The sequence below is a fragment of the Brachybacterium vulturis genome, from assembly GCF_043641765.1.
GTDB classification, from domain to species: Bacteria; Actinomycetota; Actinomycetes; order Actinomycetales; family Dermabacteraceae; genus Brachybacterium; species Brachybacterium vulturis_A.
In genome coordinates this window covers 105802-130413 of sequence record NZ_JBHZRO010000003.1, presented here as the reverse complement: position 1 = coordinate 130413, position 24612 = coordinate 105802, and the positions used below count along the sequence as shown (strand labels likewise).

At 71.3% G+C, this 24612-nt stretch carries 24 protein-coding genes; 17 read left to right on the top strand and 7 right to left on the bottom strand.

Translation table 11 applies throughout. From position 1 onward, the window contains the following. The first annotated feature begins 55 nt into the window (after positions 1 to 55). From ACHUEU_RS03330 to ACHUEU_RS03305, 6 genes are all read left to right on the top strand, one after another. Positions 56 to 991: an ABC transporter permease gene (locus ACHUEU_RS03330; RefSeq protein WP_394214471.1), complete on the top strand. Its 936-nt coding sequence runs from the start codon at positions 56 to 58 to the stop codon at positions 989 to 991. After that, the gene (locus tag ACHUEU_RS03325; protein WP_394214470.1) at positions 975 to 1946 is read left to right on the top strand and encodes an ABC transporter permease; all 972 of its coding nucleotides are present in this window, start codon (positions 975 to 977) and stop codon (positions 1944 to 1946) included. Before ACHUEU_RS03330 ends, ACHUEU_RS03325 begins: the two co-directional genes overlap by 17 nt. Further along, positions 1943 to 3793, top strand: a complete 1851-nt coding sequence (locus ACHUEU_RS03320; protein ID WP_394214469.1) for an ABC transporter ATP-binding protein — start codon at positions 1943 to 1945, stop codon at positions 3791 to 3793. The genes ACHUEU_RS03325 and ACHUEU_RS03320 overlap by 4 nt, the downstream gene beginning before the upstream one ends. A 209-nt stretch (positions 3794 to 4002) precedes the next feature. Beyond that, positions 4003 to 5925: a translational GTPase TypA gene (gene typA, locus ACHUEU_RS03315; RefSeq protein ID WP_394214468.1), complete on the top strand. Its 1923-nt coding sequence runs from the start codon at positions 4003 to 4005 to the stop codon at positions 5923 to 5925. 4 nt (positions 5926 to 5929) lie between these two features. Next, complete coding sequence (locus tag ACHUEU_RS03310; RefSeq protein WP_394214467.1) at positions 5930 to 6379, top strand: hypothetical protein; 450 nt, start codon at positions 5930 to 5932, stop codon at positions 6377 to 6379. Between the two features lie 4 nt (positions 6380 to 6383). Continuing rightward, positions 6384 to 6965, top strand: coding sequence for a CDP-alcohol phosphatidyltransferase family protein (locus tag ACHUEU_RS03305; RefSeq protein WP_394214466.1), 582 nt, complete (start codon positions 6384 to 6386; stop codon positions 6963 to 6965). Here the strand turns inward: ACHUEU_RS03305 and ACHUEU_RS03300 are convergent. Beyond that, positions 6904 to 7176, bottom strand: a complete 273-nt coding sequence (locus ACHUEU_RS03300) for a putative acetyltransferase (protein WP_394214465.1) — start codon at positions 7174 to 7176, stop codon at positions 6904 to 6906. The genes ACHUEU_RS03305 and ACHUEU_RS03300 overlap by 62 nt on opposite strands. Before the next feature lie 140 nt (positions 7177 to 7316). Here ACHUEU_RS03300 and fdxA point away from each other — a divergent pair, with 140 nt between their 5' ends. Genes fdxA through ACHUEU_RS03285 form a run of 3 tightly spaced genes read left to right on the top strand, consistent with a single transcriptional unit; the run spans position 7317 to position 10248 of the window. Continuing rightward, positions 7317 to 7646 (top strand): ferredoxin, encoded by a 330-nt coding sequence (fdxA, locus tag ACHUEU_RS03295; RefSeq protein ID WP_394214463.1) that lies wholly within the window; start codon positions 7317 to 7319, stop codon positions 7644 to 7646. A gap of 3 nt (positions 7647 to 7649) precedes the next feature. Further along, positions 7650 to 8840 (top strand): succinyldiaminopimelate transaminase, encoded by a 1191-nt coding sequence (gene dapC / locus ACHUEU_RS03290; RefSeq protein ID WP_394214462.1) that lies wholly within the window; start codon positions 7650 to 7652, stop codon positions 8838 to 8840. Positions 8841 to 8895: 55 nt separating this feature from the next. Further along, positions 8896 to 10248: a citrate synthase gene (locus ACHUEU_RS03285; RefSeq protein WP_394214461.1), complete on the top strand. Its 1353-nt coding sequence runs from the start codon at positions 8896 to 8898 to the stop codon at positions 10246 to 10248. Between the two features lie 20 nt (positions 10249 to 10268). On the opposite strand, the gene ACHUEU_RS03280 is transcribed toward ACHUEU_RS03285, so the two are convergent. Both ACHUEU_RS03280 and dapD read right to left on the bottom strand, forming a co-directional pair. Then, complete coding sequence (locus ACHUEU_RS03280) at positions 10269 to 11219, bottom strand: hypothetical protein (protein ID WP_463454936.1); 951 nt, start codon at positions 11217 to 11219, stop codon at positions 10269 to 10271. A 22-nt stretch (positions 11220 to 11241) separates the two neighbouring features. Continuing rightward, on the bottom strand, positions 11242 to 12225 hold the full coding sequence (dapD, locus tag ACHUEU_RS03275) for a 2,3,4,5-tetrahydropyridine-2,6-dicarboxylate N-succinyltransferase (RefSeq protein WP_394214460.1): 984 nt from the start codon (positions 12223 to 12225) through the stop codon (positions 11242 to 11244). Positions 12226 to 12315: 90 nt separating this feature from the next. On the opposite strand from dapD, the gene ACHUEU_RS03270 reads away from it, so the two are divergent. Further along, entirely contained in the window at positions 12316 to 13608 is a 1293-nt protein-coding gene (locus ACHUEU_RS03270) for an MFS transporter (protein ID WP_394214459.1), read from the top strand. Here ACHUEU_RS03270 and ACHUEU_RS03265 read toward each other — a convergent pair. Beyond that, positions 13557 to 14318, bottom strand: a complete 762-nt coding sequence (locus ACHUEU_RS03265; protein WP_394214458.1) for a winged helix-turn-helix domain-containing protein — start codon at positions 14316 to 14318, stop codon at positions 13557 to 13559. The genes ACHUEU_RS03270 and ACHUEU_RS03265 overlap by 52 nt on opposite strands. Positions 14319 to 14436: 118 nt before the next feature. Here ACHUEU_RS03265 and ACHUEU_RS03260 point away from each other — a divergent pair, with 118 nt between their 5' ends. Next, positions 14437 to 15711: an MFS transporter gene (locus tag ACHUEU_RS03260; RefSeq protein ID WP_394214457.1), complete on the top strand. Its 1275-nt coding sequence runs from the start codon at positions 14437 to 14439 to the stop codon at positions 15709 to 15711. A gap of 39 nt (positions 15712 to 15750) precedes the next feature. On the opposite strand, the gene ACHUEU_RS03255 is transcribed toward ACHUEU_RS03260, so the two are convergent. Further along, entirely contained in the window at positions 15751 to 16659 is a 909-nt protein-coding gene (locus ACHUEU_RS03255; protein ID WP_394214456.1) for a hypothetical protein, read from the bottom strand. Positions 16660 to 16749: 90 nt separating this feature from the next. Here ACHUEU_RS03255 and ACHUEU_RS03250 point away from each other — a divergent pair, with 90 nt between their 5' ends. From ACHUEU_RS03250 to ACHUEU_RS03230, 5 genes are all read left to right on the top strand, one after another. Then, positions 16750 to 18519 (top strand): FAD/NAD(P)-binding protein, encoded by a 1770-nt coding sequence (locus ACHUEU_RS03250; RefSeq protein ID WP_394214454.1) that lies wholly within the window; start codon positions 16750 to 16752, stop codon positions 18517 to 18519. Then, positions 18516 to 19634 (top strand): succinyl-diaminopimelate desuccinylase, encoded by a 1119-nt coding sequence (gene dapE / locus ACHUEU_RS03245; RefSeq protein ID WP_394214453.1) that lies wholly within the window; start codon positions 18516 to 18518, stop codon positions 19632 to 19634. The genes ACHUEU_RS03250 and dapE overlap by 4 nt, the downstream gene beginning before the upstream one ends. Then, positions 19631 to 20959 carry an APC family permease gene (locus ACHUEU_RS03240; RefSeq protein ID WP_394214452.1) on the top strand — a complete coding sequence of 443 codons (1329 nt, stop codon included), beginning with the start codon at positions 19631 to 19633 and terminating at the stop codon, positions 20957 to 20959. Before dapE ends, ACHUEU_RS03240 begins: the two co-directional genes overlap by 4 nt. A gap of 16 nt (positions 20960 to 20975) precedes the next feature. Continuing rightward, on the top strand, positions 20976 to 21746 hold the full coding sequence (locus ACHUEU_RS03235; RefSeq protein WP_394214451.1) for an LOG family protein: 771 nt from the start codon (positions 20976 to 20978) through the stop codon (positions 21744 to 21746). 234 nt (positions 21747 to 21980) lie between these two features. After that, entirely contained in the window at positions 21981 to 22148 is a 168-nt protein-coding gene (locus ACHUEU_RS03230; protein WP_394214450.1) for a DUF3117 domain-containing protein, read from the top strand. A gap of 70 nt (positions 22149 to 22218) precedes the next feature. On the opposite strand, the gene ACHUEU_RS03225 is transcribed toward ACHUEU_RS03230, so the two are convergent. After that, positions 22219 to 22872, bottom strand: coding sequence for an O-methyltransferase (locus ACHUEU_RS03225; protein WP_096803593.1), 654 nt, complete (start codon positions 22870 to 22872; stop codon positions 22219 to 22221). A gap of 130 nt (positions 22873 to 23002) precedes the next feature. Here ACHUEU_RS03225 and ACHUEU_RS03220 point away from each other — a divergent pair, with 130 nt between their 5' ends. Continuing rightward, positions 23003 to 23416, top strand: a complete 414-nt coding sequence (locus tag ACHUEU_RS03220; protein ID WP_394214449.1) for a twin-arginine translocase TatA/TatE family subunit — start codon at positions 23003 to 23005, stop codon at positions 23414 to 23416. A gap of 25 nt (positions 23417 to 23441) precedes the next feature. Here ACHUEU_RS03220 and ACHUEU_RS03215 read toward each other — a convergent pair whose 3' ends face one another. Beyond that, on the bottom strand, positions 23442 to 24545 hold the full coding sequence (locus ACHUEU_RS03215; RefSeq protein ID WP_394214587.1) for a P-loop NTPase: 1104 nt from the start codon (positions 24543 to 24545) through the stop codon (positions 23442 to 23444). Positions 24546 to 24612: the final 67 nt, after the last annotated feature.

Sequence of the window (24612 nt, the reverse complement as noted above, 5' to 3'; positions counted from 1 at the left end):
CGCCCCGTCCGACCTGATCGGTCCGGGGCGCCCTCCCTCCCCTAAGGTGCAACGCATGGCCTGGTACGTCCTCCGGCGCGTGCTGCAGATGATCCCGGTCTTCTTCGGCGCGACGTTCCTGGTGTACTTCCTGGTGTTCTCGATGCCCGGTGACCCGATCGCGGCCCTCGGCGGCAACAAGCCGCTCTCGCCCGCGGTCCAGGATCGTCTGCGCGCGGAGTACAACCTCGACGAACCCTTCATCGTCCAATATCTGCTCTACCTGCAGGGCCTGGCCCAGGGTGACTTCGGCACGACCTTCGCCGGACGTCCCGTGATCGAGGACATCCGCAGCGCTTTCCCGGTCACCGCGCGCCTGGCGCTGGTCGCGATCACCTTCGAGGCCATCCTCGGCATCGTCGGCGGCGTCGTCTCCGGTCTGCGCAAGGGCACCTGGATCGACTCCACGCTGCTGGTCACGTCCATCCTGGTGATCGCGGTGCCGACCTTCGTGATCGGCTTCGTGGCCCAGTTCATCTTCGGCGTGCAGCTGGGGTGGGTGACGATCAACGTCGGTGCGAATGTGACCTGGCAGAACCTGCTGCTGCCGGGGATGGTGCTCGGTGCGGTGAGCTTCGCCTACGTACTGCGCCTGACCCGCACCCAGATCACCGAGACGATGACCGCCGATCACGTCCGCACCGCGACCGCCAAGGGGCTCTCCCGGCCGCGCGTGATCACCGTCCACATCCTGCGCAACTCGCTGATCCCGGTGGTCACCTTCCTCGGCGTGGACCTCGGTCAGCTGATGGGCGGGGCCATCGTCACGGAGGGGATCTTCAACATCCCGGGACTCGGCTTCCATCTCTTCGACGCCATCCAGCGCGGTGAGAGCACGAAGATGGTCTCGATGGTGACGCTGCTGGTGATCATCTTCATCATCTCGAACCTCCTCATCGATCTGCTGTACGCCCTTCTCGACCCCAGGATCAGGTATGACGCACGCAAGTGAGACCGGCGGCGCCACGACGCGCCGCGGCCAGGAGCACTTCGTCGCTCCGGTCGACGAGACCCCGCTGCAGGCGGTCGATGCCCTGAACACCGACGTCAAGCCGCGATCGCTGTGGTCGCAGGCTTGGCGCGACCTGCGACGCAATCCGATGTTCATCGTCTCCGCGGTGCTCATCGCGGTGGTGGTCGCCGTCGCCGCGTTCCCGCAGCTGTTCAGCAGCCTCGACCCGTACGCGCAGGGCGCCTGCCGCCTGACCAACAGCTACGGGGACCCCATCCCCGGACACCCCTTCGGTTTCGACCAGCAGGGCTGCGACGTGTACTCCCGGGTCATCTACGGGGCCCGCCCCTCGGTGATCGTCGGTGTGGTGACCACCCTCGGGGTCTTCCTGCTGGGCGGCCTGATCGGTGCGCTGGCCGGCTGGTTCGGCGGTTGGATCGACGCGATCCTGTCCCGCCTGACCGACATCTTCTTCGCGATCCCGCTGATCCTCGCCGCGATCGTGGTCGGCCAGCTCTTCGAGCTCAACGCGCTCACCCTGGCGATGATCCTGGTGCTGTTCGGCTGGACCGCCATCGCCCGCATCGCCCGCGGCAGCGTCATGAGCGTGATGAACGAGGAGTTCATCACCGCCTCCAAGGCGCTCGGCGCCTCCTCCTCCCAGAACCTGTTCCGGCATGTGGTGCCCAACGCGGTCGCTCCGGTGATCGTCACGGCGATGGTCAACCTGGGCATGTACATCGTCCTGGAGGCCACCCTGTCCTTCCTGGGCGTGGGACTGCCCGAGTCCACGATCTCCTGGGGCGCGGACATCTCCACTGCGCAGACAGGGCTGTACACCCGCCCCGAGCTGCTGTTCTATCCCTCCGGTGCCCTCGCCATCACGATCCTCAGCTTCATCATGCTGGGCGATGCCGTGCGCGACGCACTCGATCCGAAGACGAAGAAGCGATGAGCTACGACCCGAACTTCCCGCACACCTCCAGCGAGCGCGCCGAGGAGCCCACCAGCGAGCCCCGCGGTCCTCGGGACGACGGCGCCGGGGACGCGACGGAGGCCGATCTCACCCAGGTCCATGCGACCGCGGGCGGCACCTCCGGCGCCGTCCACGAATGGGACCCGGACCGCCCGCTGCTCGAGGTGAAGGACCTCGACATCACCTTCACGACCTCCAGCGGCGACGTGCCGGCCGTGCGCGGGGCGAACCTGACCGTCTATCCCGGCCAGACCGTCGCGATCGTGGGGGAGTCCGGCTCGGGCAAGACCACCACCGCCATGTCGGTCGCCGGTCTCCTCGCCTCCAACGGTCGGGTCTCCGGCGGCAGCATCGTCTTCCAGGACGAGGACGTCTCCAAGGCCTCCGGCAAGCGCATCCGCCAGCTGCGGGGCGATGAGATCGGCATGGTCCCGCAGGACCCGATGTCGAACCTCAACCCCCTGTGGAAGATCGGCTTCCAGATCAAGGAGTCGCTGACCGCGAACAAGGTCGCCACGGGCAAGGCGGCGGACAAGCGCGTCGTCGAGCTGCTCGAGGAGGCGGGGCTGCCGGATGCGGCCCGTCGCGCGAAGCAGTACCCCCACGAGTTCTCCGGGGGCATGCGCCAGCGCGCCCTGATCGCGATGGGTCTCGCGGCCCGGCCCTCTCTGCTCATCGCCGATGAGCCCACCAGCGCGCTGGACGTCACCGTCCAGCGGCAGATCCTCGACCACCTCGACGTCCTCACCGGGCAGCTCGGGATCGCCGTCCTGCTGATCACCCACGACCTCGGTCTGGCCGCGGAGCGCGCCCAGCACCTGGTGGTCATGTACCGCGGGCAGGTGGTGGAGTCCGGTCCGGCGCTGGAGATCCTGCAGAACCCGCAGCACCCCTACACGCAGCGGCTGATCGCGGCCGCCCCCTCGCTGTCCAGCCAGCGGATGGTCTCCTCCTACGACAGCCGCGGCGAGGAGCCGGCCGGCGCGGAGCAGTCCGCTGCGACGGCAGCACGGACCGACGACGTCATCGTCGCCGAGAACCTCACGCGGGTCTTCGACATCCGCGGTGGTGCGCCCTGGGTGAAGGCCGCCCCGTTCACGGCGGTCGACGACGTCTCCTTCACCCTCAAGCGCGGCACCACCCTCGGGATCGTGGGGGAGTCCGGCTCCGGGAAGTCGACGGTCGCGCAGATGCTGCTGGGCCTGCTGCCCCCGACCTCCGGGAGGATTCTCTTCGAGGGCCAGGACATCGGGGCGAAGACCACCAGGGAGATGTTCGCGCTCCGCCGACGCATGCAGCCGGTGTTCCAGAACCCCTACGGGTCGATCGACCCCACGTACTCGATCTTCCGCACCATCGAGGAGCCGCTGCGCCTGCACGGCACGGCCTCGCGCGGCGAGCGTGAAGCGCGCGTCCGCGAGCTCCTGGACCAGGTGTCGCTCCCGGCCGCGACCATGCAGCGCTACCCCAATGAGCTCTCCGGCGGGCAGCGTCAGCGCATCGCGGTGGCCCGGGCGCTCGCGCTGCGGCCCGAGGTGCTGGTGCTCGACGAGGCGGTCTCGGCCCTCGACGTGCTGGTCCAGGACCAGGTGCTGGCCCTGCTCAACGACCTCCAGGCCGAGCTGGACCTCTCCTACGTGTTCATCACCCACGACCTCGCCGTCGTCCGGCAGATCGCTGATCGGACCATGGTCATGGAGACAGGTCGGGTGGTCGAGCAGGGTGCCACCGAGGACGTCTTCCGCGACCCGCAGCAGGAGTACACCCGGCGTCTGCTGGACGCCATCCCCGGTGGTTCCATCCCGCTCGCGGGCTCCGGCCGCTGAGCCCGGCACCGCCGAGCTCCTCCGCGTCCCAGCCGTCCTGCGTCTCAGCCGTTCCCGGAGCAGGGCGTCGAAGGTCTCACCGCGCCCCCTGTGGCAGCGGGCGGCGGACGGATAGACTCGCCGGGGCCCTGGAGCGGGCCGCACGTCGCGTGCGGCCGGGCGCTGCTCGGTCCGAGACCCGCCGCGCAACCTGAAACGAGCATCTGCGTATGACCATCCAGCACCGCACCGATCTGCGAAACGTCGCCATCGTCGCCCATGTGGACCACGGCAAGACCACCCTGGTCGACGCCATGCTCACCCAGGGCGGCGCCTTCGGCGATCGCGACAAGCACGACGATCGGGCGATGGACTCGGGCGAGCTGGAGCGCGAGAAGGGCATCACGATCCTCGCCAAGAACACGGCGATCCGATACACCGGACCGTCGGCCGCGGCGATCGGCGAGACCGACGGCATCACCATCAACGTCATCGACACCCCCGGTCACGCCGACTTCGGCGGCGAGGTCGAACGCGGCCTGTCGATGGTCGACGGCGTGGTGCTGCTGGTGGACTCCTCTGAGGGACCGCTCCCGCAGACCCGCTTCGTGCTGCGCAAGGCGCTGGCGGCGAAGCTGCCCGTGATCCTCGTGGTCAACAAGGTCGACCGTCCCGACGCCCGTATCGAAGCGGTCGTCGGCGAGGCCACCGACCTGCTGCTGGGCCTGGCCTCGGACCTCTCCGAGGAGATGGACGACATCGATCTCGACGCCGTGCTCGATGTGCCCGTCGTCTACGCCTCCGGCAAGGCCGGCCGCGCCTCCACCAGCCAGCCCGCCGACGGCACCCTCCCCGAGGAGGAGAACGTCGAGGCGCTGTTCAAGACCATCCTCGAGCAGATCCCCGCACCGGAGTTCGACGACGAGGTGCCGCTGCAGGCGCACGTCACCAACCTCGACGCCTCCCCGTTCCTGGGCCGCCTCGCGCTGCTGCGGATCAAGAACGGCGAGCTCAGCAAGGGTCAGCAGGTCGCCTGGTGCACCCAGGACGGCACCACCAAGCAGGTCAAGATCACCGAGCTGCTGGAGACCAAGGGGCTCTCCCGCGTGCCGATGACCCGGGTCGCCCTGCCCGGCGACATCGTCGCTGTCGCCGGCATCCCCGAGATCATGATCGGCGAGACCCTCGCCGACCTGGCCGATCCGCGACCCCTCCCGCTGATCGCGATCGATGACCCGGCGATCTCGATGACGATCGGCATCAACACCTCGCCGCTGGCGGGCAAGAACGGCAAGGGCCACAAGCTCACCGCCCGCCAGGTCAAGGATCGCCTCGACGCCGAGCTGGTCGGCAACGTGTCCCTGAAGGTGCTGCCCACCGAGCGTCCCGACGCCTGGGAGGTCCAGGGCCGCGGCGAGCTCGCACTGTCGATCCTGGTCGAGCAGATGCGCCGCGAGGGCTTCGAGCTGACCGTCGGCAAGCCGAAGGTCCTCACCCGCCAGATCGACGGGAAGGTCCACGAACCCGTCGAGCGGATGACGATCGACGTGCCCGAGGAGTACCTGGGCACCGTCACCCAGCTGATGGCCTCGCGCAAGGGCCGCATGGAGACCATGAGCAACCACGGCTCCGGCTGGGTGCGCATGGAGTTCGTCGTCCCCGCCCGCGGCCTGATCGGCTTCCGCACCCGGTTCATGACCGAGACCCGCGGCAACGGCATCGCCTCCTCCTACGCCGACGGCTTCGAGCCGTGGCTGGGCGAGATCGAGTTCCGGTCCACCGGATCCCTGGTCGCCGACCGCGCGGGCACGGTCACCCCTTTCGCGATGATCAACCTCCAGGAGCGCGGCTCCTTCTTCGTCGAGCCCACCTCCGAGGTGTACGCCGGTCAGATCGTGGGGGAGAACTCCCGCAACGAGGACATGGACGTCAACATCACCAAGGAGAAGAAGCTGACGAACATGCGCGCGGCGTCCTCGGACTCCTTCGAGAACCTGGTGCCGCCGCGTCGGCTGACCCTCGAGGAGTCACTCGAGTTCTCCGCCGAGGACGAGTGCGTCGAGGTCACCCCCGAGATCGTCCGCATCCGCAAGGTCATCCTCGATGCGAACGAGCGTCGTCGTGCGCACTCCAAGGCCAAGTCGGGGAAGTGACGCCGTGACCCCCGCGCCGTCGCCATCGGCGTCGACCCGCAGGGTCGACACCGACTCCCTCGCGGCCCGCCTCGCGCAGGCCGCGATGGCGATCGTGCTCGCGATCATCTCGGTGCTCCTGATGCTCACCACGCATCGGCTGGAGCTCGGGATGTTCGGGCCCGAGGTCCCTGTGGGGATGCTCTTCGGGGCGGTGTTCCAGGTGGTGACCTGCGTGTTCCTGTGGTCGGCGACCGGTTCGCGGTTCCCGCTGCTGGTGCTGGGGTGCCTGTGGGGGATGCTGGCCACTCCGTTCCTGGGCAGGAGCGTCGGCGGCGGCGTGCTGCTGCCGGCGATGATCGGCGACGTCCCGCAGCTGTCGGGGTGGATCGTCCAGGGTCTCGGCATCGCGATCCCCTTCCTCGCGGCGGCCGTGATCACGGTCCTCGGGAAGCTCTTCCCTCGGGCAGGCTGAGCACATGAGCGCCTCCCCCCGTCCCGACTGGGCCACCGTCCCGAACCTCATCACCCTGCTGCGGTTCGTGCTGCTGGCGCCGGTGTGCCTGCTGCTGGTGGACGGTCCCGACACCCTCGCGGTGGTGCTGCTGCTGGTGTGGGCCTCCACCGACTGGGTGGACGGGATGCTCGCCAGGGCACTGGACCAGAGCAGTCGGGTCGGGGCGATCATCGATCCGATCGCGGACCGCATCGGGCTGGCGGCGATCGTGCTGTCCCTGGCCCTGGCGGGCCTGCTGCCCTGGGCGGCGCTCGCGCTCATCGTGGTCCTGGACGTGGCGATGGTGGTGTTCGCGACCGGAGCGGCGCTCGGCGGGCGGATCTCGGTGTCCTGGCTCGGCAAGATCCGCACCTTCGTGCTGATGTCCGCGGTATTCCTGCTGGTCGCCGCCGCTGCCTGGTGGCCGGACCTGGTCCCGGCCGCGCAGGCACTGATCTGGCTCGGCGTGGTGCTCCACACGGTCTCGGGGATCGACTACATCCTCAGGGCGCGGCGGGCCCCCGCCGCCGGACCGGCGGTGGAGGCACCTCCTTCGCCGCGATGACCAGTGCCCGCGGCACCCGCACCTGGCCCCGGCGGGTCATCACCTGCACGGCGGACTCGTCACTGCCCACGATGGTGCCCAGCGCGTCCGTCATCGACTCCCCGTGCGGTGCGCGCTCCGCGTCGATCGCATAGCGCAGCACCACCCGGCGCCCCTCCAGCAGGAAGGGCGCCCAGCCGGCACGGGGCCGCGGACCATCGGGCGACGTCATCCTCCGAGGCTATCCCTGATCACCGGCCCGGGGCGGGCTGTGCAACCGGTCACCTCCGCGAGCAACCTCGCTCGTCGCGCCGTCCGAGCAGCGGCCGGGATGAGAGGATGGGTGCCGTCTCCGAGCGAAGGAAGCCGCCCATGACCTACGTCATCGCCCTGCCCTGCGTGGACGTGAAGGATCGCTCCTGCGTCGACGAGTGCCCGGTGGACTGCATCTACGAAGGCAATCGGATGCTGTACATCCAGCCCGACGAATGCGTGGACTGCGGTGCCTGCGAACCCGTCTGCCCGGTCGAGGCGATCTTCTACGAGGACGACACCCCGGACCAGTGGGCCGAGTACTACAAGGCCAACGTCGAGTTCTTCGACGAACTCGGGGCCCCCGGCGGCGCGGCGAAGATGGGCGTGATCGACAAGGACCACCCGATCATCGAAGCCCTTCCGCAGCAGCTGAACCCTCTGACCTGAGCCATGGCGGTGACTTCCGGCCCCCGCCCTGCCGTGCCGCGCCGGGCGTCCGCCCGCACGGGGCTCGCCCAGCGACTGCCCGCCTTCCCCTGGGATTCCCTGCTCCCGGCCAAGCAGCGCGCCGCCGCGCATCCGGACGGCATCGTGGACCTCTCCGTCGGCACCCCGGTGGATCCGACGCCCGCCTCCGTGCAGGCGGCACTCGCCGGTGCGGCCGACAGTCCCGGCTACCCGACCACGATCGGCACCCCGGCCCTGCGTGAGGCGCTCGCGCGCTTCGTCCATCGCCACCGCGGCGCACCGGATTCGCTGGGCGTCGAGGGCGTGCTGCCCACCATCGGCTCCAAGGAGCTGGTCGCGCATCTCCCGTTCCAGCTCGGCCTCGGCCCCGGGGACGTCGTCGCGTTCCCGCACATCGCCTATCCCACCTACGACATGGGGGCGCGCTTCATCGGCGCCGAGCCGCTGCCGGTGGACATGGCCCAGCTCGCGGCCCGCGGGGAGGCGGCCCTGCCCGACCCGTCGCTCGCCCAGCGGATCCGGCTGCTGTGGCTGAACTCCCCGTCGAACCCCACCGGGGAGGTTCTCGACGTCACGCAGCTGGCCGCCGTGGTGCGCTGGGCCCGGGAGCGGGGGATCGTCGTCGCCTCCGACGAGTGCTACGCACTGCTGCCCTGGACCGTGGACGAGGTCCCCTCGGTGCTGGATGCGCGCGTCAGCGACGGTTCGCTCGAGGGGCTGCTGTGCGTGTACTCGCTGTCCAAGCAGTCCAACCTCGCCGGCTACCGGGCGGCCTTCGTCGCCGGGGATCCCGCACTGGTGGGCGAGCTGGTGGCGGTGCGCAAGCAGGCCGGGATGATGCTGCCCGGCCCGCTCCAGACCGCGATGACCGCAGCTCTCGGCGATGACGAGGCCCCGGCCGCCCAGCGTGAGATCTATCGCGCCCGGCGCACACTGCTCGGGTCCGCGCTGGCGGCCGCCGGTGGATCGATCCAGGGCTCGCAGGCGGGGCTGTACCTGTGGACCACCTTCGGCGAGGACGCGATGACCAGTGTCGAACGCCTCGCAGCCAGCGGCATCCTGGTGGCACCTGGGATGTTCTATGGTGGCAGTGGTGGAGATTTCGTCCGGGTCGCCCTCACCGCGACCGATGAGCGGATCGCTGCCGCCGCCCGGCGCCTCGAGCGCCTCTAGAATCTTCGGCGCCCACGGGCGCCGCCCCGATCCGACCACGCACAACGGAGAGCCCATGGATCACGCGACGACGTCTGCTCAGCTCAGCCTGGGGGAGAAGACCCTCGACCTCCCCACCGTCCCCGCCGTGGAGGGCAACGCCGGCATCTCGATCGGTCCGCTGCGCAAGGAGACCGGAGCCGTCACCTACGACCCCGGTTTCATGAACACCGCGAACGCGAAGTCGTCGATCACGTACATCGACGGCGACGAGGGCATCCTGCGCTACCGCGGCTACCCCATCGAGCAGCTCGCCGAGAAGTCGAGCTACCTCGAGGTGGCCTACCTGCTGATCAACGGCGAACTGCCCACCAAGGGCCAGCTCGACAACTTCGAGGCCAAGGTCGAGCACCGCACCCTGCTCGACGAGCGCTTCAAGCGCATGTTCGACAACTTCCCGCGGGATGCGCACCCGATGGCCGTGCTCCAGGCCGGCACCTCCGCGCTGTCGACCTTCTACCAGGACACCCTGGACCCCTTCGACGAGGAACAGGTACGGATCTCCGCCGTGCGACTGCTCGCGAAGCTGCCCACGATGGCGGCCTACGCGCACCGCATCGCCCAGGGCCACGCTTTGCTCTACCCGGACAACCGGCTCTCGCTGATCGAGAACTTCCTGCGCCTGACCTTCGGCTTCCCGGTCGAGGACTACATCGCCGACCCGGTCGTGGTGCGCGCGATGGAGCAGCTGCTGATCCTCCATGCCGACCATGAGCAGAACTGCTCGACCTCCGCCGTGCGCCTGGTCGGCTCCGCCCAGGCGAACCTGTTCACCTCGATCTCCGCCGGGATCGGCGCGCTCTCGGGCCCCGCCCACGGCGGCGCCAACGCCGCGGTGATGGACATGCTCGACCAGATCCAGGCCGAGGACATCGATCCGCGCGACTTCATGGAGAAGGTCAAGAACAGGGAGGACGGGATCCGCCTGATGGGCTTCGGCCACCGGGTGTACAAGAACTACGATCCGCGCGCCCGCCTGGTCAAGAAGATCGCCGACGACGTGCTCGAACGCCTCGGCGTCCACGACGAGCGGCTCGAGCTGGCGATGAAGCTCGAGGAGATCGCCCTGAAGGACGACTACTTCGTCGAGCGCAGGCTCTACCCGAATGTCGACTTCTACACGGGCCTGATCTACAACGCCATCGGCTTCCCCACCGAGATGTTCACGGTGCTGTTCTCCATCGGCCGCCTGCCGGGCTGGATCGCCCAGTGGGAGGAGATGGTCCACGACCCGGAGACCAAGATCGGCCGGCCCCGCCAGATCTACACCGGACACGCGGAGCGCACCTACCAGGAGATGGGCGAGCGCACCGGCACCAGCGAGCTGCGCCTGGCCGCCCTGCAGTCCGACATCGCCAGCCGGGGCTGAGCCCGCGCGACCGCGCGGCGTCAGCGCCCGCTGACCAGCACCACGACACGCTCCGCGGTGCCGCCCTCGGCGGTGCCCCAGCTCCCGGCCTCCTCGCTGTGCACGGAGCGGTCCCAGACCCGGCCCTGATAGGACACCTGGACCACCCCGTCGTCCGCCGCACGGGCGACCGCCCAGTTCGCGACCGCCCAGCCCAGCGCGCCGTCGCCGCCCGGATCGATCACCAGGGCGGTCGCGCCAGCGCCTTCGGGCGGCTGCGGCGCCGCCCCGGCGGCGGAGGCCAGGGCCGAGGTGAGGCGACCGGACTCGAGGGCGCGCGGGAACTGGCGCTCCAGCTCGGCGCGGACCTGCTCCGGGGAGACCGTCGCGCCGACCGCGCCGAGGGTGCACATCAGGTTCGGCCCGCTCTGCCCGGTCAGGGCCGAGGCATAGAGCCGGCCCTCGGTCTCGTGGTCCCGGTAGGCCTCCGGATGGCCGGAGCGCTGGACCTGCTGGGCCACGTCGTTGATGTCCGCGCTCCGGTAACCGGGGATCCGCACCAGCGCGTCGTAGAAGGCGTTGGTGGAGTAGACCGGGTCCTGGATCTGCTCCGCGGTGCCCCAGCCCTGGGACGGCCGCTGCTGGAACAGGCCCAGGGAGTCGCGGTCCCCGTAATCGATGTTCTGCAGCTGGGACTCCTGATAGGCGGTCGCCAGCGCGATGGAGGCCGCCCGCGGCGGCAGCTCCCGGTCCACGGCGACCGCGCTGATCAGCGCCGCGTTGGAGACCCGGTCGGTGGAGTAGCGGTGGCTGGTGCCCAGGCCGGTCGCCACGCAGGTGCCCTCATGCGCGGGGGAGCCGTAGCGCTGCAGCGCCACATAGCTGCCCCCGGCGATGCCCCCGAATAGCAGCACCATCACCAGGGGCACCGCGAGATGCCGAGCGGCGGACCGCTTCCGCCTCCGGGTGCGCCGACGCGCGCGTGCCGCCACCTCGCCTCCTCCGGGTCCCGCGTCAGTTCGCGTGCAGCGCGGCGTTGAGCTCGACGGTCTGCCCCGCGCGGGCCACCGCCTGCACCGCACCGGTCAGCGAGTGGCGACGGAACAGCAGGTTCGCCACTCCGGAGAGGTCCCGCGCCGCGACCACGTGCGGCTGATCGGCTCCAGCACCGGCCTCGCCGACGAGCTCCACCTTGGTGCCGGCGGTGACGTACAGCCCCGCCTCGACCACGCAGTCGTCGCCGAGGGCGATGCCCACGCCGGCCTCGGCGCCCACCAGCGAGCGGCGACCGATGCTCACTCGCTCGGCACCGCCGCCGGAGAGGGTGCCCATCGTCGAGGCGCCGCCACCGATGTCCGAGCCGTCGCCCACCACGACGCCCTGGGAGATGCGGCCCTCGATCATCGAGGTGCCCAGGGTCCCGGCGTTGAAGTTCACGAAGCCCTCGTGCATGACGGTGGTGCCCTCGGCCAGATGCGCGCCCAGGCGGACCCGGTCCGCGTCCCCGATGCGCACCCCGGCCGGCAGCACGTAGTCGACCATGCGGGGGAACTTGTCGAGGCTGAACACGGTGGGGGTGCGGCCCGCCGCGATCAGGCGCAGACGGGTCTCCTCGAAGCCGGCCACGGCGCAGGGTCCTTCGGAGGTCCACACCACGTTGGTGAGCGTTCCGAACAGCCCCTCGAGGTTCTGGGTGTTGGGGCGGACCAGCCGGTGGGAGAGCAGGTGCAGGCGCAGATAGGCGTCGACCGCGTCGGCGGGGGCCTCGGCCAGCGAGATCGTGCGGACCACGACCTCCTGCGTGGTGCCCCGCACCTCGTCGGCCCGGGCGGCGGCGGTCAGCTGAGAATGCAGGGGATGACCCTGGATCTGCGAAGGAGCCTCCCCGAGCCGGGGTGAGGGATACCATGCATCGAGGACGGAGCCGTCGGCGCCAAGGGTGGTGAGTGCGATGCCCCAGGCCGTCGAGGCGGGGGAGTCCGAAGTCGTCGTGGTCATCTCCGGAGTCTACGAACTTCCGGGGTGCCAGGTCATGTGCGACGCCCCGCTCGGGGCGAACCGCACAGCAGTGCCCGGCGGCCGGCGCTGATGGCGGCACACGAGGCCCCGCCCCCGCTGCACCGCAATCCCGAGTACCTGCGGTGGCTGGTCGGCGATCTCCTGCTGGATGCGGGCACCGGGATCGGGGCCTTCGCCTTTCCCCTGGTGACCTTCATGGTCACCGAGGATCTCGGCACGACGGGACTGGTCGCGCTGGTCCAGGGCCTCGGCGCGCTGGTCGGTCTGCTCCCGGGCGGGCTGCTGGCGGACCGTGTCGAACGGCGGCGTCTGCGGCTGCTGGCCGGGCTGATCGGTGCCGCCGTGCAGGCGATGCTGGTCATCGTGCTGCTGACCGGGGTGGCCGGGGCCGTGGTGCTGGCCGCCCTGGCGTTCGCCGACAGGTTCCGCGGGACGCTGCTGGGCAGCGCCTCCAACGCCATGCTCAAGCAGCTCGTGCCCACCACGCAGCTGCCCCGGGCGGTCTCGGTCAACCAGGGCCGTCAGGCCGCGGTGGAGATGGCCGCGGGCCCCGCCGGCGGCGCGCTGCTGGGCCTGTCGATCGTGTTCCCGCCGCTGGCCCAGCTGCTGGGCAACCTCGGCTCGGTCGTCGCGACCCTCAGCATGCGGCGCCGATACCATCCGCGGGTCGCCGGGGCCGAGCGCACGAGGGTGCGGGAGGACCTGCGCGAGGCGCTCGGCTGGATGGTCTCCCAGCCGCTGCGCCTGCAGATCCTCGCGATCGCGTCCGCGGTGAACCTCGGGGCCAATGGCCTGATCTTCGCGGTGCTGCTGAACCTCGCCTCGGACGGGGTCCCGGCCACCCGGATCGGCCTGCTGAACACGGTGCTGGCCGCAGCGATCCTGCTCGGCGCGGCCCTCGCGCCGCGCCTGGTGGACACGGTGCCGACGGGGACGCTCGCGATCGCTCCCGTGGTGCTGATGGCACTGGTCGGGGTGTTCCTCGGCCTCGCCCCCGGCATGGTCTGGATCGGCGTGGCCTATGTGGTGCTGGGGATCGGGATACCGGCCATCAATGCCTCCAGCCAGGGCTTCTTCACCCACATCACGCCCGTGTCGATGCAGGGGCGGGTCAGCTCGCTGATGCGGGTGGTCTCCTCGGCGCTGATGCCCCTGGCGCCGGCGGTCGCCGGCTGGGGACTGGATCTCCTGGGCATCATGCCGACCATGCTCTTCTTCGCCGCCGTGCTGGCGCTCGGCGCCCTGGTGGGGATGCTGGGCCCCGACCTGCGCCGGATCCCCACCGCGCCGCGGTGGGAGGTCTACGCCCGTCAGGAGGGGCTCGCGGTCGAGGAGGACGAGGAGTCGTCCTCCGAGCGCTGAGCGTCGGGATCCTCGACCGACGTGCCGGCCGTCCGCTCAGGCGCCTGTTCGCCGACGCTCACCCAGAGCGCACGGAAGGTGAGGGCCGCGCCGTCGGAGTCGGGATCCCCGGGCAGGTCGGCGCCGTGCTCGTCCCGATTCAGCCGGCTGTACTCCTGGAGCTTGGTACTGAACAGCTGATTCAGCTCGCCCATCTGCTCCGTCGACAGGCGCAGCGTGGTGCCGTACAGAACACCCAGACCGCCCTCCGGATCGGTGTCCGGATCCTGGGAGCGGGCGACCTCGGCGCTCCAGGCGGAGCGCATCCACTCGAAGGTGGCCAGGGCGGCGGCGCCGGAGGCGCTGCGGTAGTCCGCATCGGCGGCATCGGGATCGTTGAGGGCACCGGTGCCGCGGCGCTCGAGATGGAACGAGGTCTGGGCCAGCCGCCACACCCGGTCACGACGGTCGCGGGCGGCCTCCGGTGCCTCCTCGATGACTCCGCCGCGCGCCAGGATCCGCAGGTGGTAGCTCACCGAGTTCGCGGGGATCCCCAGGTCCGCGGCGACATCGGCCGCACGGGCCGTGCCCCGCCGCCCCACCCGCTCCACGATGTCCAGGCGCAGGGGATGGGCCATCGCCCGCAGCTGGTCCCGGCTCGCGTACTCGGGCGATGCGGGATCCTCTGCCGGTCCCGTGCCGTCCCTGTCGCTGGGTGCTCCGCTGCTCATCCCCGCAGTCTACGGAAGAGACCGCGCTCCGCACGGCTCCGTGCGCGCGATCTCGTGCGCACCATTATGTGCGCAACAACTATTGCGCAAGATCTGTTGCGTGAGTACTGTCTCCCTCATGACCGCCACTGCTCCCGCCGCTGCCCAGACGCTGCGCGCGAATCCCGAGTACCGCCGCTGGCTGGTGGGCGACCTCTGCCTCGATCTCGGCACCGGGATCGGGATGTTCGCCGTTCCCCTGATCACGCTGATGGTCACCGACTCGCTCGGGGCGACCGGGATGGTCGGTCTGGCGCAGGGCCTGGGCACGCTGGCCGGGTTGATCCCGGGCGGGCTGCTCGCCGACCGCTGCGGGCGTCGTCGGCTGCGACTGCTCGCGGGGATGACGGGGATGCTGGTGCAGGCGGTGCTCATCGCGGTGCTCGCGGCGGGGTGGGGGAGCCTTGGGACTCTCGCCGCCCTCGTCTTCGCCGACCGGCTGCGGGCGACCCTCTTCGGCAGCGCGTCGAACGCGATGCTCAAGCAGATCGTGCCACCGGCACTGCTGCCCCGGGCCTTCGCCGTGAACGAGGGCCGGGAGGCCGCGGTCGAGATGGGCTCCGGTCCGCTCGGCGGGGCGCTGCTGGGGATCTCGCTCCTCTGCCCGCCGCTCGCGCAGCTGCTGGGCGAGCTCGGCTCCGTCCTCGCCACCCTCGCCATGCGCGGCAGCTATCCGCCGCGTCCCCAGGGCGCCCCGCGCTCCCGGGTGCGCGATGATCTGCGCGACGCGGTCGCCTGGACGCTCTCGCAGCGCATCCGCCGCCAGCTGCTGGCAGTGGCGGTCGCGGTGAACCTCGGCGTGAACGGTCTGATCCTCACGGTGCTGCTGGACCTGGCCTCCGCGGGCGTCGCGGCAGAGCGGATCGGGCTGCTGAACACCGCCCTGGCGGCATCGATCCTGCTGGGGGCGATCGCTGTGCCGCGCCTGGTGGACCGGGTCCACACCGGGGCGCTCACGATCGTGCCGATCGTGCTGATGGTCGCCGTCGGCGCCTTCCTCCCGGTCGCTCCCGGGATGCTCGGGATCGGGGCCGCCTATGCCGTGATGGGTCTCGGCCTGGCACCGCTGAACGCGGCGACCCAGGGCTTCTTCATGCACCTCACCCCGGTGGCGATGCAGGGCCGGATCACCGCGCTCATGGGCCTGGTCTCGATGGGCCTGGTGCCGCTGGCACCGGTGCTCGCCGGCTGGGGGCTCGAGCTGGCCGGCCCGCTGCCCACGCTGCTGCTGTTCGCGGCCATCACCGCGCTCGGGGCGCTGGCGGCCGTGCTCGGTCCGGACCTGCGCCGGGTGCCGGTCGCCGCGCAGTGGGAGAGCTTCGCCCGCCAGCAGGGGATCGCTGACGGGGGATGAGACCCGCAGCGAGCGAGCACGGAGGGGAGAGGTGGCCGCTCACACCGCGGACGGTGCTTCCGCCTGCGGCATCGGTCCGATCCATTCCGCGGCCCGGGACCGGCGCACGATCTTCCGGAGCCGTCGGGAGCGCACGTAGATGAGGAGCACCGCTACCACCAGAGCGGCGGCGCCCCCGCCGAGCAGCCACGGCGCCCAGTGCGAGACCCCACCCACGTCCCCCAGCATCGGAGAGATCAGCAGCAGTGCCGCGCCCGCCACGATCGCGAGCACCCCGGCGCCCACCAGCAGTGCGGGGCCGAGGGAGCGGGCGACGGCGGGACCCGCCGACTCGCCCTGCAGCGGGCGGTGCAGCGGCAGGCCCCGGCCGAGCTGCCCGGGCCGGGAGACCGCCCAGTCCAGCAGGAGACGGTCCCGTCGCCGGGTCGCCACCGCGCCCACCAGCGCCGCGAGCAGCCCGGCCACGAGAGCGACCGCCAGCAGAGTCGGTCCCTGCTCCGGGAAGCGCTCGGCGATCTCGGCCGCCTCGGAGCGGATGCTCTGGATGATCGTGACCGCGAGGAGCGTGAACGCCACCAGCAGCAGCCCGGCCTCGACCAGCCGCAGCGGGAGCTGCCGTGCCTGCCGCTCCGCCTGTGCCGCGGACTCCAGCTCGTCGGGGACCTGATCGGCCCCCTCCTCGAGCACCACCCGGCGTTCGTCCGCGAGGCGCTGGGCGAACTCCTCGGTGCTCGGACCGGAGCGGAGCGACGGGGCGTACTGCGCGCGCTGCGCCGCCGTGAGCCAGGCCGTCATCACCAGCGCATCTGCCGAGGCGCGCTCCTCGGGCAGCAGGTCCGCGCTCACGATCGCGCGCAGCTTCGCCGCCTGGCGCCCGCCGAACAGTCCCGGGGGTGTCGAGGGGCCGCTGGGCGGGAGATGTCTGGGCGACGGGGCGGGAGTCGACATGGTGTCATCGTCCCAGATCGGTGGGGGCGGCGCGGACGCGGCGGCGCGATCGCGGACGGCCGCAGGCGACCGGCGCGCCATACTGGAGCGATGATCGCAGCCGCCGACCCCCTCCGCACCGTCGCCGTCGTCGGGGCGGGGCCGCGGGGCACGGCGATCATCGAACGCCTGGTGGCGGCCTCGAACGGTCCGAACTGGCGGGGCGGCCTCACCGTGCACCTGATCGACCCCCTGGTGGGCCGGGGCGGTGCCGTCTGGCGGCACGACCAGTCCGAGGCGCTGCTGATGAACACCACCACCTGCCAGACCACGATGTACCCCGACGAGTCCTGTCATGCGCTGCTGCCCGCGCCGCGAACGGACACCCTCGCCGACCATCTGGCAGGGGAGGGCCTCGCTCCCACCGACTTCGCCTCCCGCGCCGCGCACGGCCGCTACCTCGCCCACGTGCTCGAGACAGCACGCAGCGATGCGGATCCGTCCCGGCTGCGGATCGTCGAGCACGCCGCCGAGGCGGTCGACGTCACCGGAGAGGCCGACGGTCCGCAGCGCGTGCGACTGAGCGACGGGCGGGTGCTGCGCGCCGACGCGGTCGCCCTCGCGCTCGGACACCTGCCCACCGCGCTCGGACCCCGCTCGCAGCAGCTCGCCGACGCCGCCGAGCGCCACTCTCTGGTCCACATCGGGCCCGCGAACCCGCTCGAGGTGGACTACGCCTCCCTGCTGGGGCGCGAGGCCGTCGCGGTCCAGGGCATGGGCCTGAACTTCTACGACGCGATCGGCATGCTCACCGAGGTCGCCGGCGGCCGCTTCGAACCCGACGCCTCCGCCCCCTCCGGCCTGCGCTACCTGCCCGGTGGCGGGGAGCCGCGCCTGGTGGTCGGCTCCCGCTCCGGCATGGTCTACCGGCCCAAACCCGATCTCGGCGACCGGATGCCCGAGCCCTATCTCCCCGCGGTGCTCACGGGGGAGCGGGTGCTCGAGCTCGCGGTCCGCGCCGCGGGGGTGGACCACGAGCGCGACGTGATGCCGCTGATGTTCGCCGAGCTGCGCCGGGCGCTGCGGGACGGCGGCTTCCCCGAGCTCGCGGACGACCGGATCCTGCTCCCGCTGCTGTTCCCCTTCGGCCGCCGCGGCGGCGAGAGCCCGGTGCCGCCGCGGAGCACCCGTGACGTGCTGCGCGAGGCGCTGCGGGCCGCATCCGAGCCCGATCCGGCCTGGGTGCTGATCTACCGGGTGCTGATCGCGCTGCGGATCCAGGTGAACCGCCTCACCGACCTCGGCGCCTACACCACCGAGTCCGTCCGGCAGGACATCGACGGTCACCTGCGCAACGCCTTCGCCTCCTGGGCCTCGGGCCCGCCGGTGGTGCGCGCCCGCCAGGTGCTCGCGCTGGCGGAGGCGGGGCTGCTGGAGTTCACGGGACCCCGGATGCACCTGACCATCGATGACGAGACCGGCCGCTTCACCGTCCACGGTGCGGAGGAGCGGAGCACCCTGTGCGACGGGGTGCTCGAGGCGCATCTGCCGCCGGTGGACCTGCCCGCCTATCGCAGCGCCCTGCTGGGTGCCTGGCGCGAGCGCGGCGAGGTGCAGAAGGACTCCTGGGCCTCCCGCGGCACGAGGCGGCGGATGCTCACCGGCTCCATCGCGGTGGACGGCCTGTACGCGCCGGTCGGGGCCGACGGCACCGTCTACGAGCGGCGGCTGCTGGTCGGCGTGCCGGTGAGCACGGCGCAGCCGGGCTCCTCGATCAGCGCCGAGCCGGGCACCGGAGCGCAGCTGCTGCGGCACGCCGAGGCGGTCGCGCTGCGGCTGGCCCGGGCCGGCGGTGCGCTCGAGGGTGACATGGCACGATGACGACCATGAGCAACCTGGCACCACCCGTCCTCGACCCCCGTGCCGACATCGTCGATCTCACCGCCGCGATCGTCGACATCGACTCCGTCTCCGGGAACGAGCAGGCACTCGCCGACGCGGTCGAGCACGCGCTGCGTGAACACGCCGGCCACCTCCACGTGGTCCGTGATGGGGACACCGTCATCGCGCGCACCGATCGCGGTCTCCCCCAGCGGGTGCTGCTGGCCGGGCACCTGGACACCGTCCCGCTCGCGGACAACCTCCCCTCCACCCGCCGGGTCCGGGACGGGCGCGAGGAGCTGGTGGGCCGCGGCACCTGCGACATGAAGGGCGGTCTCGCGGTGTTCCTCAAGCTCGCCGTCGAGGCTGCCGCCGCGCCCGTGGACCTCACCTGGATCTTCTATGACCATGAAGAGGTCGCCGCAGCGGACAACGCCCTCACCCGGATCTCCGCCGAGCACCCCGAGCACCTCGAGGCGGATTTCGCGATCCTCGGCGAACCCACCTCCGCCGGTGTCGAGGGAGGCTGCAAGGGCACCATGAAGCTCGAGGTCACCGCTCACGGGGTCGCCGCCCACTCCGCCCGCGACTGGGTGGGGGACAACGCGATCCACCATCTCGCCCCGGTGCTGGAGCGCCTCGCCGCCTACCAGGCCCGTCGCGCCGTGATCGACGGGCTCGAGTACCGCGAATGCCTCAACGTGGTCATGATCGACGGGGGCATCGCCGGCAACGTCATCCCCGACCGAGCCACCGCCCTGCTGAACTACCGCTTCGCGCCCGACACCTCCGTCGCCGCGGCCGAGGCGCACGTGCGCGAGGTCCTGGCAGGGCTCGAGCTGGAGATCGCGGTGGTCGACGCCGCCGGCGGCGCACTGCCCGGGCTCGACGCCGGCCCGGCCCGCGCTTTCCTGACCGCCCTCGGTGAGGATGTGAGCATCGGGGCCAAGCAGGGATGGACCGATGTGGCCCGCTTCGCCGCCCTGGGGACCCCGGCGGTGAACTTCGGCCCCGGCGATCCGCTGCTCGCCCACACCGACGACGAGCACGTGCCGCTGGAGGATCTCCGCACCGCGCTGACGAGCCTGCGTCGCTGGCTGGGGGTGCGCGCGTGACCGACCAGCTGAGGCGCAGCATCGGCCTGCCGCAGCTGCTGGCCTACGGACTGGTGTTCATCGGCCCGGCCGCCGCTGTCGGCATCTGGGGGACGCTCGACGCCGTCTCGGGCGGCGTGGTGCCGGTGGTCTACCTGGTGGCCACGGCCGTGATGGCGCTGACCGCCTCCAGCTACGCGCTGATGTCCGCCGCAGTGCCCCGCGCCGGCAGCGTGTTCGCCTACGCCTCTGAGGGCATCGGGCGCCGCACCGGGCACATGGGCGGTTGGATGATGCTGCTGGACTACTTGCTCATCCCCTCGGTCGCCTACCTCTTCAGCGGGATCGCGCTGCACTCGCTGTTCCCGCAGCTTCCGGTCTGGGGGTTCGTGGTCGCCGCGGTGCTGCTGTCGACCGGTCTGAACCTTGCCGGGGTCCGGGTCACCGCATGGGTCTCGACCGTGGTGGTGGTCATCGAGGTGGTGGTGCTGCTGATGGTGCTGGTCGCCGGGGTCGTCGTCCTCGCGACGGCCGGCCCCGTCCGGGGATGGCTCGATCCGCTGACCGGCGGGGAGGCAGGGTTGGACCCGGCCCTGGTGCTCAGCGCGGCGAGCATCGCCGTCCTGTCCTACCTGGGCTTCGACGCCCTGGCGACCTTCGCCGAGGAGACTCGCGGCGGATCCCGGACCGTGGGCCGCGCCACCGTGATCTGCCTGGTCATCGCCGGCGTGCTGTTCGTGGTGCAGTCCTACATCGGGGCGCTGCTGTCCCCGCTGGACAGCCAGGAGCTGCAGGCCGACCCCTCCCTGCAGGGGGAGGCCTACTACACGATGGTCGAGGCCTCGATCTCCCCGGGGCTGTACTGGCTGCTCGCCCTGGCCAAGGGGATCGGCGCGATCTTCGCGGCGCTGGTGGGACAGGCGGCGGCCAGCCGCATCCTGTGGGACATGGGTCGCTCCGGCGCCCTGCCGTCGGCGTTCTCCCGGGTCTCCGCCCGCACCGGCGCCCCGGTGGTGGGGGTGCTCGTCGCCGCGGTGGGCAACGTGCTGATCGCCGGCTGGGCCGCGACCCGCGCGGACGGCCTCGCGATCGTCTCCTCGACGGTGGACGTCGGTGCGATCGTGGGCTTCGTGCTGGTGCACGCCTCGGTGATCGGCTACTTCGTGGTACGCCGTCGCGGCGGGGCGGTCCGGCCGGTGCGGCATCTGGCGATCCCGGTGCTCGGCGCCGCCGTCCTCCTGGTGGTGCTGGTCGCTGCGAGCCCGCTCGCCCTCTCCGTCGGCGCCGTGTGGGCGGTGCTCGGGCTGCTGGTGATGCTGCTGCGGGGCGTCCGCCGCGGCGCCTGAGCGTTACGCTCGGTCCATGACGCCTGAGGAACGAGACCGCCACCGCAAGGGCCCGATCACGCTGCGCGGCTCCCAGAGACCCCACCGCACCACCGACCAGCGCCTGCTGGAGGAGGACGGCGAGACGGACTGGGTCCACGCGGACCCGTGGCGGGTGCTGCGCATCCAGTCCGAGTTCATCGAGGGCTTCGGTGCGCTCGCCGAGCTCGGGTCGGCGATCTCGATCTTCGGCTCGGCCCGGCTGTCCGAGGACAGCCCCTTCTACGGCTGCGCGGTGGAGATCGCCAAGGGCGTCGTGGAGCTGGGGTACGCGGTCATCACCGGCGGTGGGCCCGGGATCATGGAGGCCGGCAATCGTGGCGCCCAGGAGGCCGGTGGGGTCTCCGTCGGACTCGGCATCGAGCTGCCCCATGAGCAGGGTCTGAACGACTACGTCGACCTGGGGGTCGATTTCCGGTACTTCTTCGTCCGCAAGACGATGTTCGTGAAGTACTCCAGCGGCTTCGTGGTCATGCCCGGTGGCTTCGGCACCCTCGATGAGCTGTTCGAGGCGCTGTGCCTGATGCAGACCCACAGGATCGACATGTTCCCGGTGGTGCTGGTGGGCCGCGACTACTGGCAGGGGCTGCTGGACTGGCTGCGCACCACGGTCGTCGACGGCGGGATGGCGAACCCCGCGGACATCGACCTGATCCGAGTGGTCGACACCCCGCGAGAGGCGCTCGACGTGCTGCGGGAGCATGCTCGGAAGACCCCCCTCGCGGTGGGGACCTCGAGCCGGACATGAGCGCCGTGGGACCGGTCGTGATCCTCCTGCTGCTGGTCGCGCTGCTGGTCGGAGCGCTGATGGTGGGGGTGGCGACAGGGCGGATCGGAGGCGGGATCGACCTCCCGGACAGGCCCCGCAGAGCTCGACGTGCGCGCCGGTCGCGAGACCTGAGATAATAGCCACCGTACGCGCATTGTCCGAGGCCCCGTCCGGGGGTGCCACGCAAGGGCAGTGACACATCAAGGAGGCACGATGGCTGCTATGAAGCCGCGCACCGGTGACGGTCCGCTCGAGGTCGTGGAGGAGGGTCGCAGCATCATCATGCGGGTTCCGCTCGAAGGGGGCGGCCGTCTGGTCGTCGAGATCGCCGCATCGGAAGCCGTGGAGCTGCGAGACGCCCTCGAGGGTGTCGTCAAGTAGCCGATACCAGCCCAGAGGACAGCCCCGCACCCTCCGGTGCGGGGCTGTCCTCCTCTCAGCGGTGCACTCGTCAGGGACGCAGCACGGCCGCGAGCACGCCGTCGCCGCTGCCGGTGAGCACCGAGACCAGGTCCTCGGACTCCGTGACGGCCTTCAGCAGCGCGCGCACGGCCTGGGTGGTGGCGTCCCGTGCGGTGGGGTCCGCGACCCGGTCGTGGAACAGGGCGTGGGGGATGATCAGCACCCCGCCGGGCCGCAGCAGGCGCCGCGCATGCTCGAGCAGATCCAGGGCATGCGGGGTGTGGGCGGGAAAGCTCACCAGGTCGTAGGCGTGATCGGTGAGACGACCGACGACATCGCGGGGCCGACCGGCGATGGTGCGCACCCTCGGGGACCGGATCGCGGCCTCGGCGAAGGCCTCCCGGGCGGCGCGCTGATTCTCGACCTCGAGGTCGATGGTGGTCAGCACCCCGTCCGGGTGCATGCCCGAGAGCAGGTAGAGGGAGCCGACTCCGCTGCCGGTGCCGATCTCGACGGCGGAGCGCGCCTGCACCGAGGCCGCCAGCACCCGCATCAGCGCACCGGCCCCCGGCAGCACCGGGGTGGCGCCGAGCTCGTTGCCGCGGTCCCTGGCGCGGGCCAGCACCCCGTCGTCGGAGAAGAGCGTCGTCTCGTCGACGAATTCCTCACCGTGGGCCCAGCTGGCCACTTTTCCCGACGACATCAGCGCATCCTCTCCGTTCACAGTGCGATCTGGCCGATCCTACGACAGCCGCCGCCCCTGTGAGCCCCCGCGGGCCCGCGATGCAATAATGGCGACGCATCAGCAGATCTCGAGACGTGCAAGGTGGACAATGGGCGGCACCGGATTCATGGGCCTCGGCGGCTGGGAGATCGTGATCCTGCTCGTCGTGTTCCTGGTGATCGTGGGGCCGCAACGGCTCCCCGACCTCACCCGGCAGCTGGTGCAGTGGGTGCGGCAGGCGCGCCGCTGGGTCGACGACTCCCGCTCCACGGTCGAGGACGAGATGGGCATCGCCATCGAGGACCTCCGCAAGTACGACCCGCGTCAGTACGACCCGCGGCGCATCATCCGTGAGGCCTGGGGCGACACCGACCTCGAAGAGCTGATCCCCAGCAAGGACTCGCTGAACATCGCCGCCGGTGGGGCGGCGGCCGGGGCTGCCGCGAAGTCCGGGAAGTCCGGGAAGCAGTCCGCGAAGGACAAGGGCCCCAAGCGCGCGCCCTTCGACGACGAGGCCACCTGAGCCGACCCCCGCAGGCTCGCTCCGGTCAGGACCGCGCGACGGTCAGCGGCAGCTTCATCCCGCCGAGCCCGCGCGGCTTGTGCACCAGCGCGCGGGCGACCCCCTGGAGCGCCAGCGAGGTGGGGGAGTCGGGGTCCGAGACCACCAGCGGCACGCCCTGATCCGAACCCTCGCGCAGTGCGGGGTCCAGCCCGATCCGGCCCAGCACCGGCACGTCGTGGCCGACGGCCCGTGCCAGCGTCTGCGCCACCCGGTCCCCGCCGCCGGTGCCGAAGACGTCCATCACGGTGCCGTCCGGCAGGGTCAGCCCGGCCATGTTCTCGACCACCCCGGCGACCTCCTGCTCGGTCGAGGTGGACAGTGACCCGACCCGTTCGGCCACCCCGGAGGCGGACTGCTGCGGCGTGGTGACCACGACCATCTGCGCGCCCGGCAGCAGCTGGGCCACCGAGATCGCGACATCGCCGGTGCCGGGCGGCAGATCCAGCAGCAGCACGTCCAGATCGCCCCAGAACACGTCCGAGGCGAACTGCTCGATCGCGCGATGCATCTTGGGCCCGCGCCACACCACCGCCTGCCCCTCGGGGACGAACATGCCGATGCTCATCACGGCCACGCCGTGCGCCGCCGGCGGCATCAGCAGGTCCGAGACCTTCGTGGGCTGGTCGGTGATCCCGAACATGCCCGGCATCGAGAACCCGTGGATGTCCGCGTCGATCACGCCCACGCGCAGCCCGTCGGCCGCCATCGCCGCGGCGAGGTTCGCGGTCACGGTGGACTTGCCGACCCCGCCCTTGCCGGAGGAGATCGCGAAGATGCGCGTCAGCGAGCCGGGCTGGTTGAAGGGGATCTGACGGCGGCCCTGGCGCAGGCGGTTCGTGAGCTCACGACGCTGCTCCTCGGTCATCGCGCTGGTGGACACCTCGACCCGGGACAGGCCGGGGACGGTCGCGGTCGCCTCCGCGGTCTCGCGTTCGATGCGGTCCCGCATGGGGCAGCCCTCGATGGTCAGGAGCACCTCGACATGGGCGGTGTCCTCGGCGTCGACCGTCACCGAGCCGACCATGCCGAGCTCGGTGATGGGGCGGTGGATCTCAGGGTCGATCACCCCGCTCAGCGCCTCGTGGATCCGGGCGACGCGCTCGTCGCCGGTGGTGGGCCCGGGTGGGCTCTGCCCGGCCTCGGCCGGCGCTGAC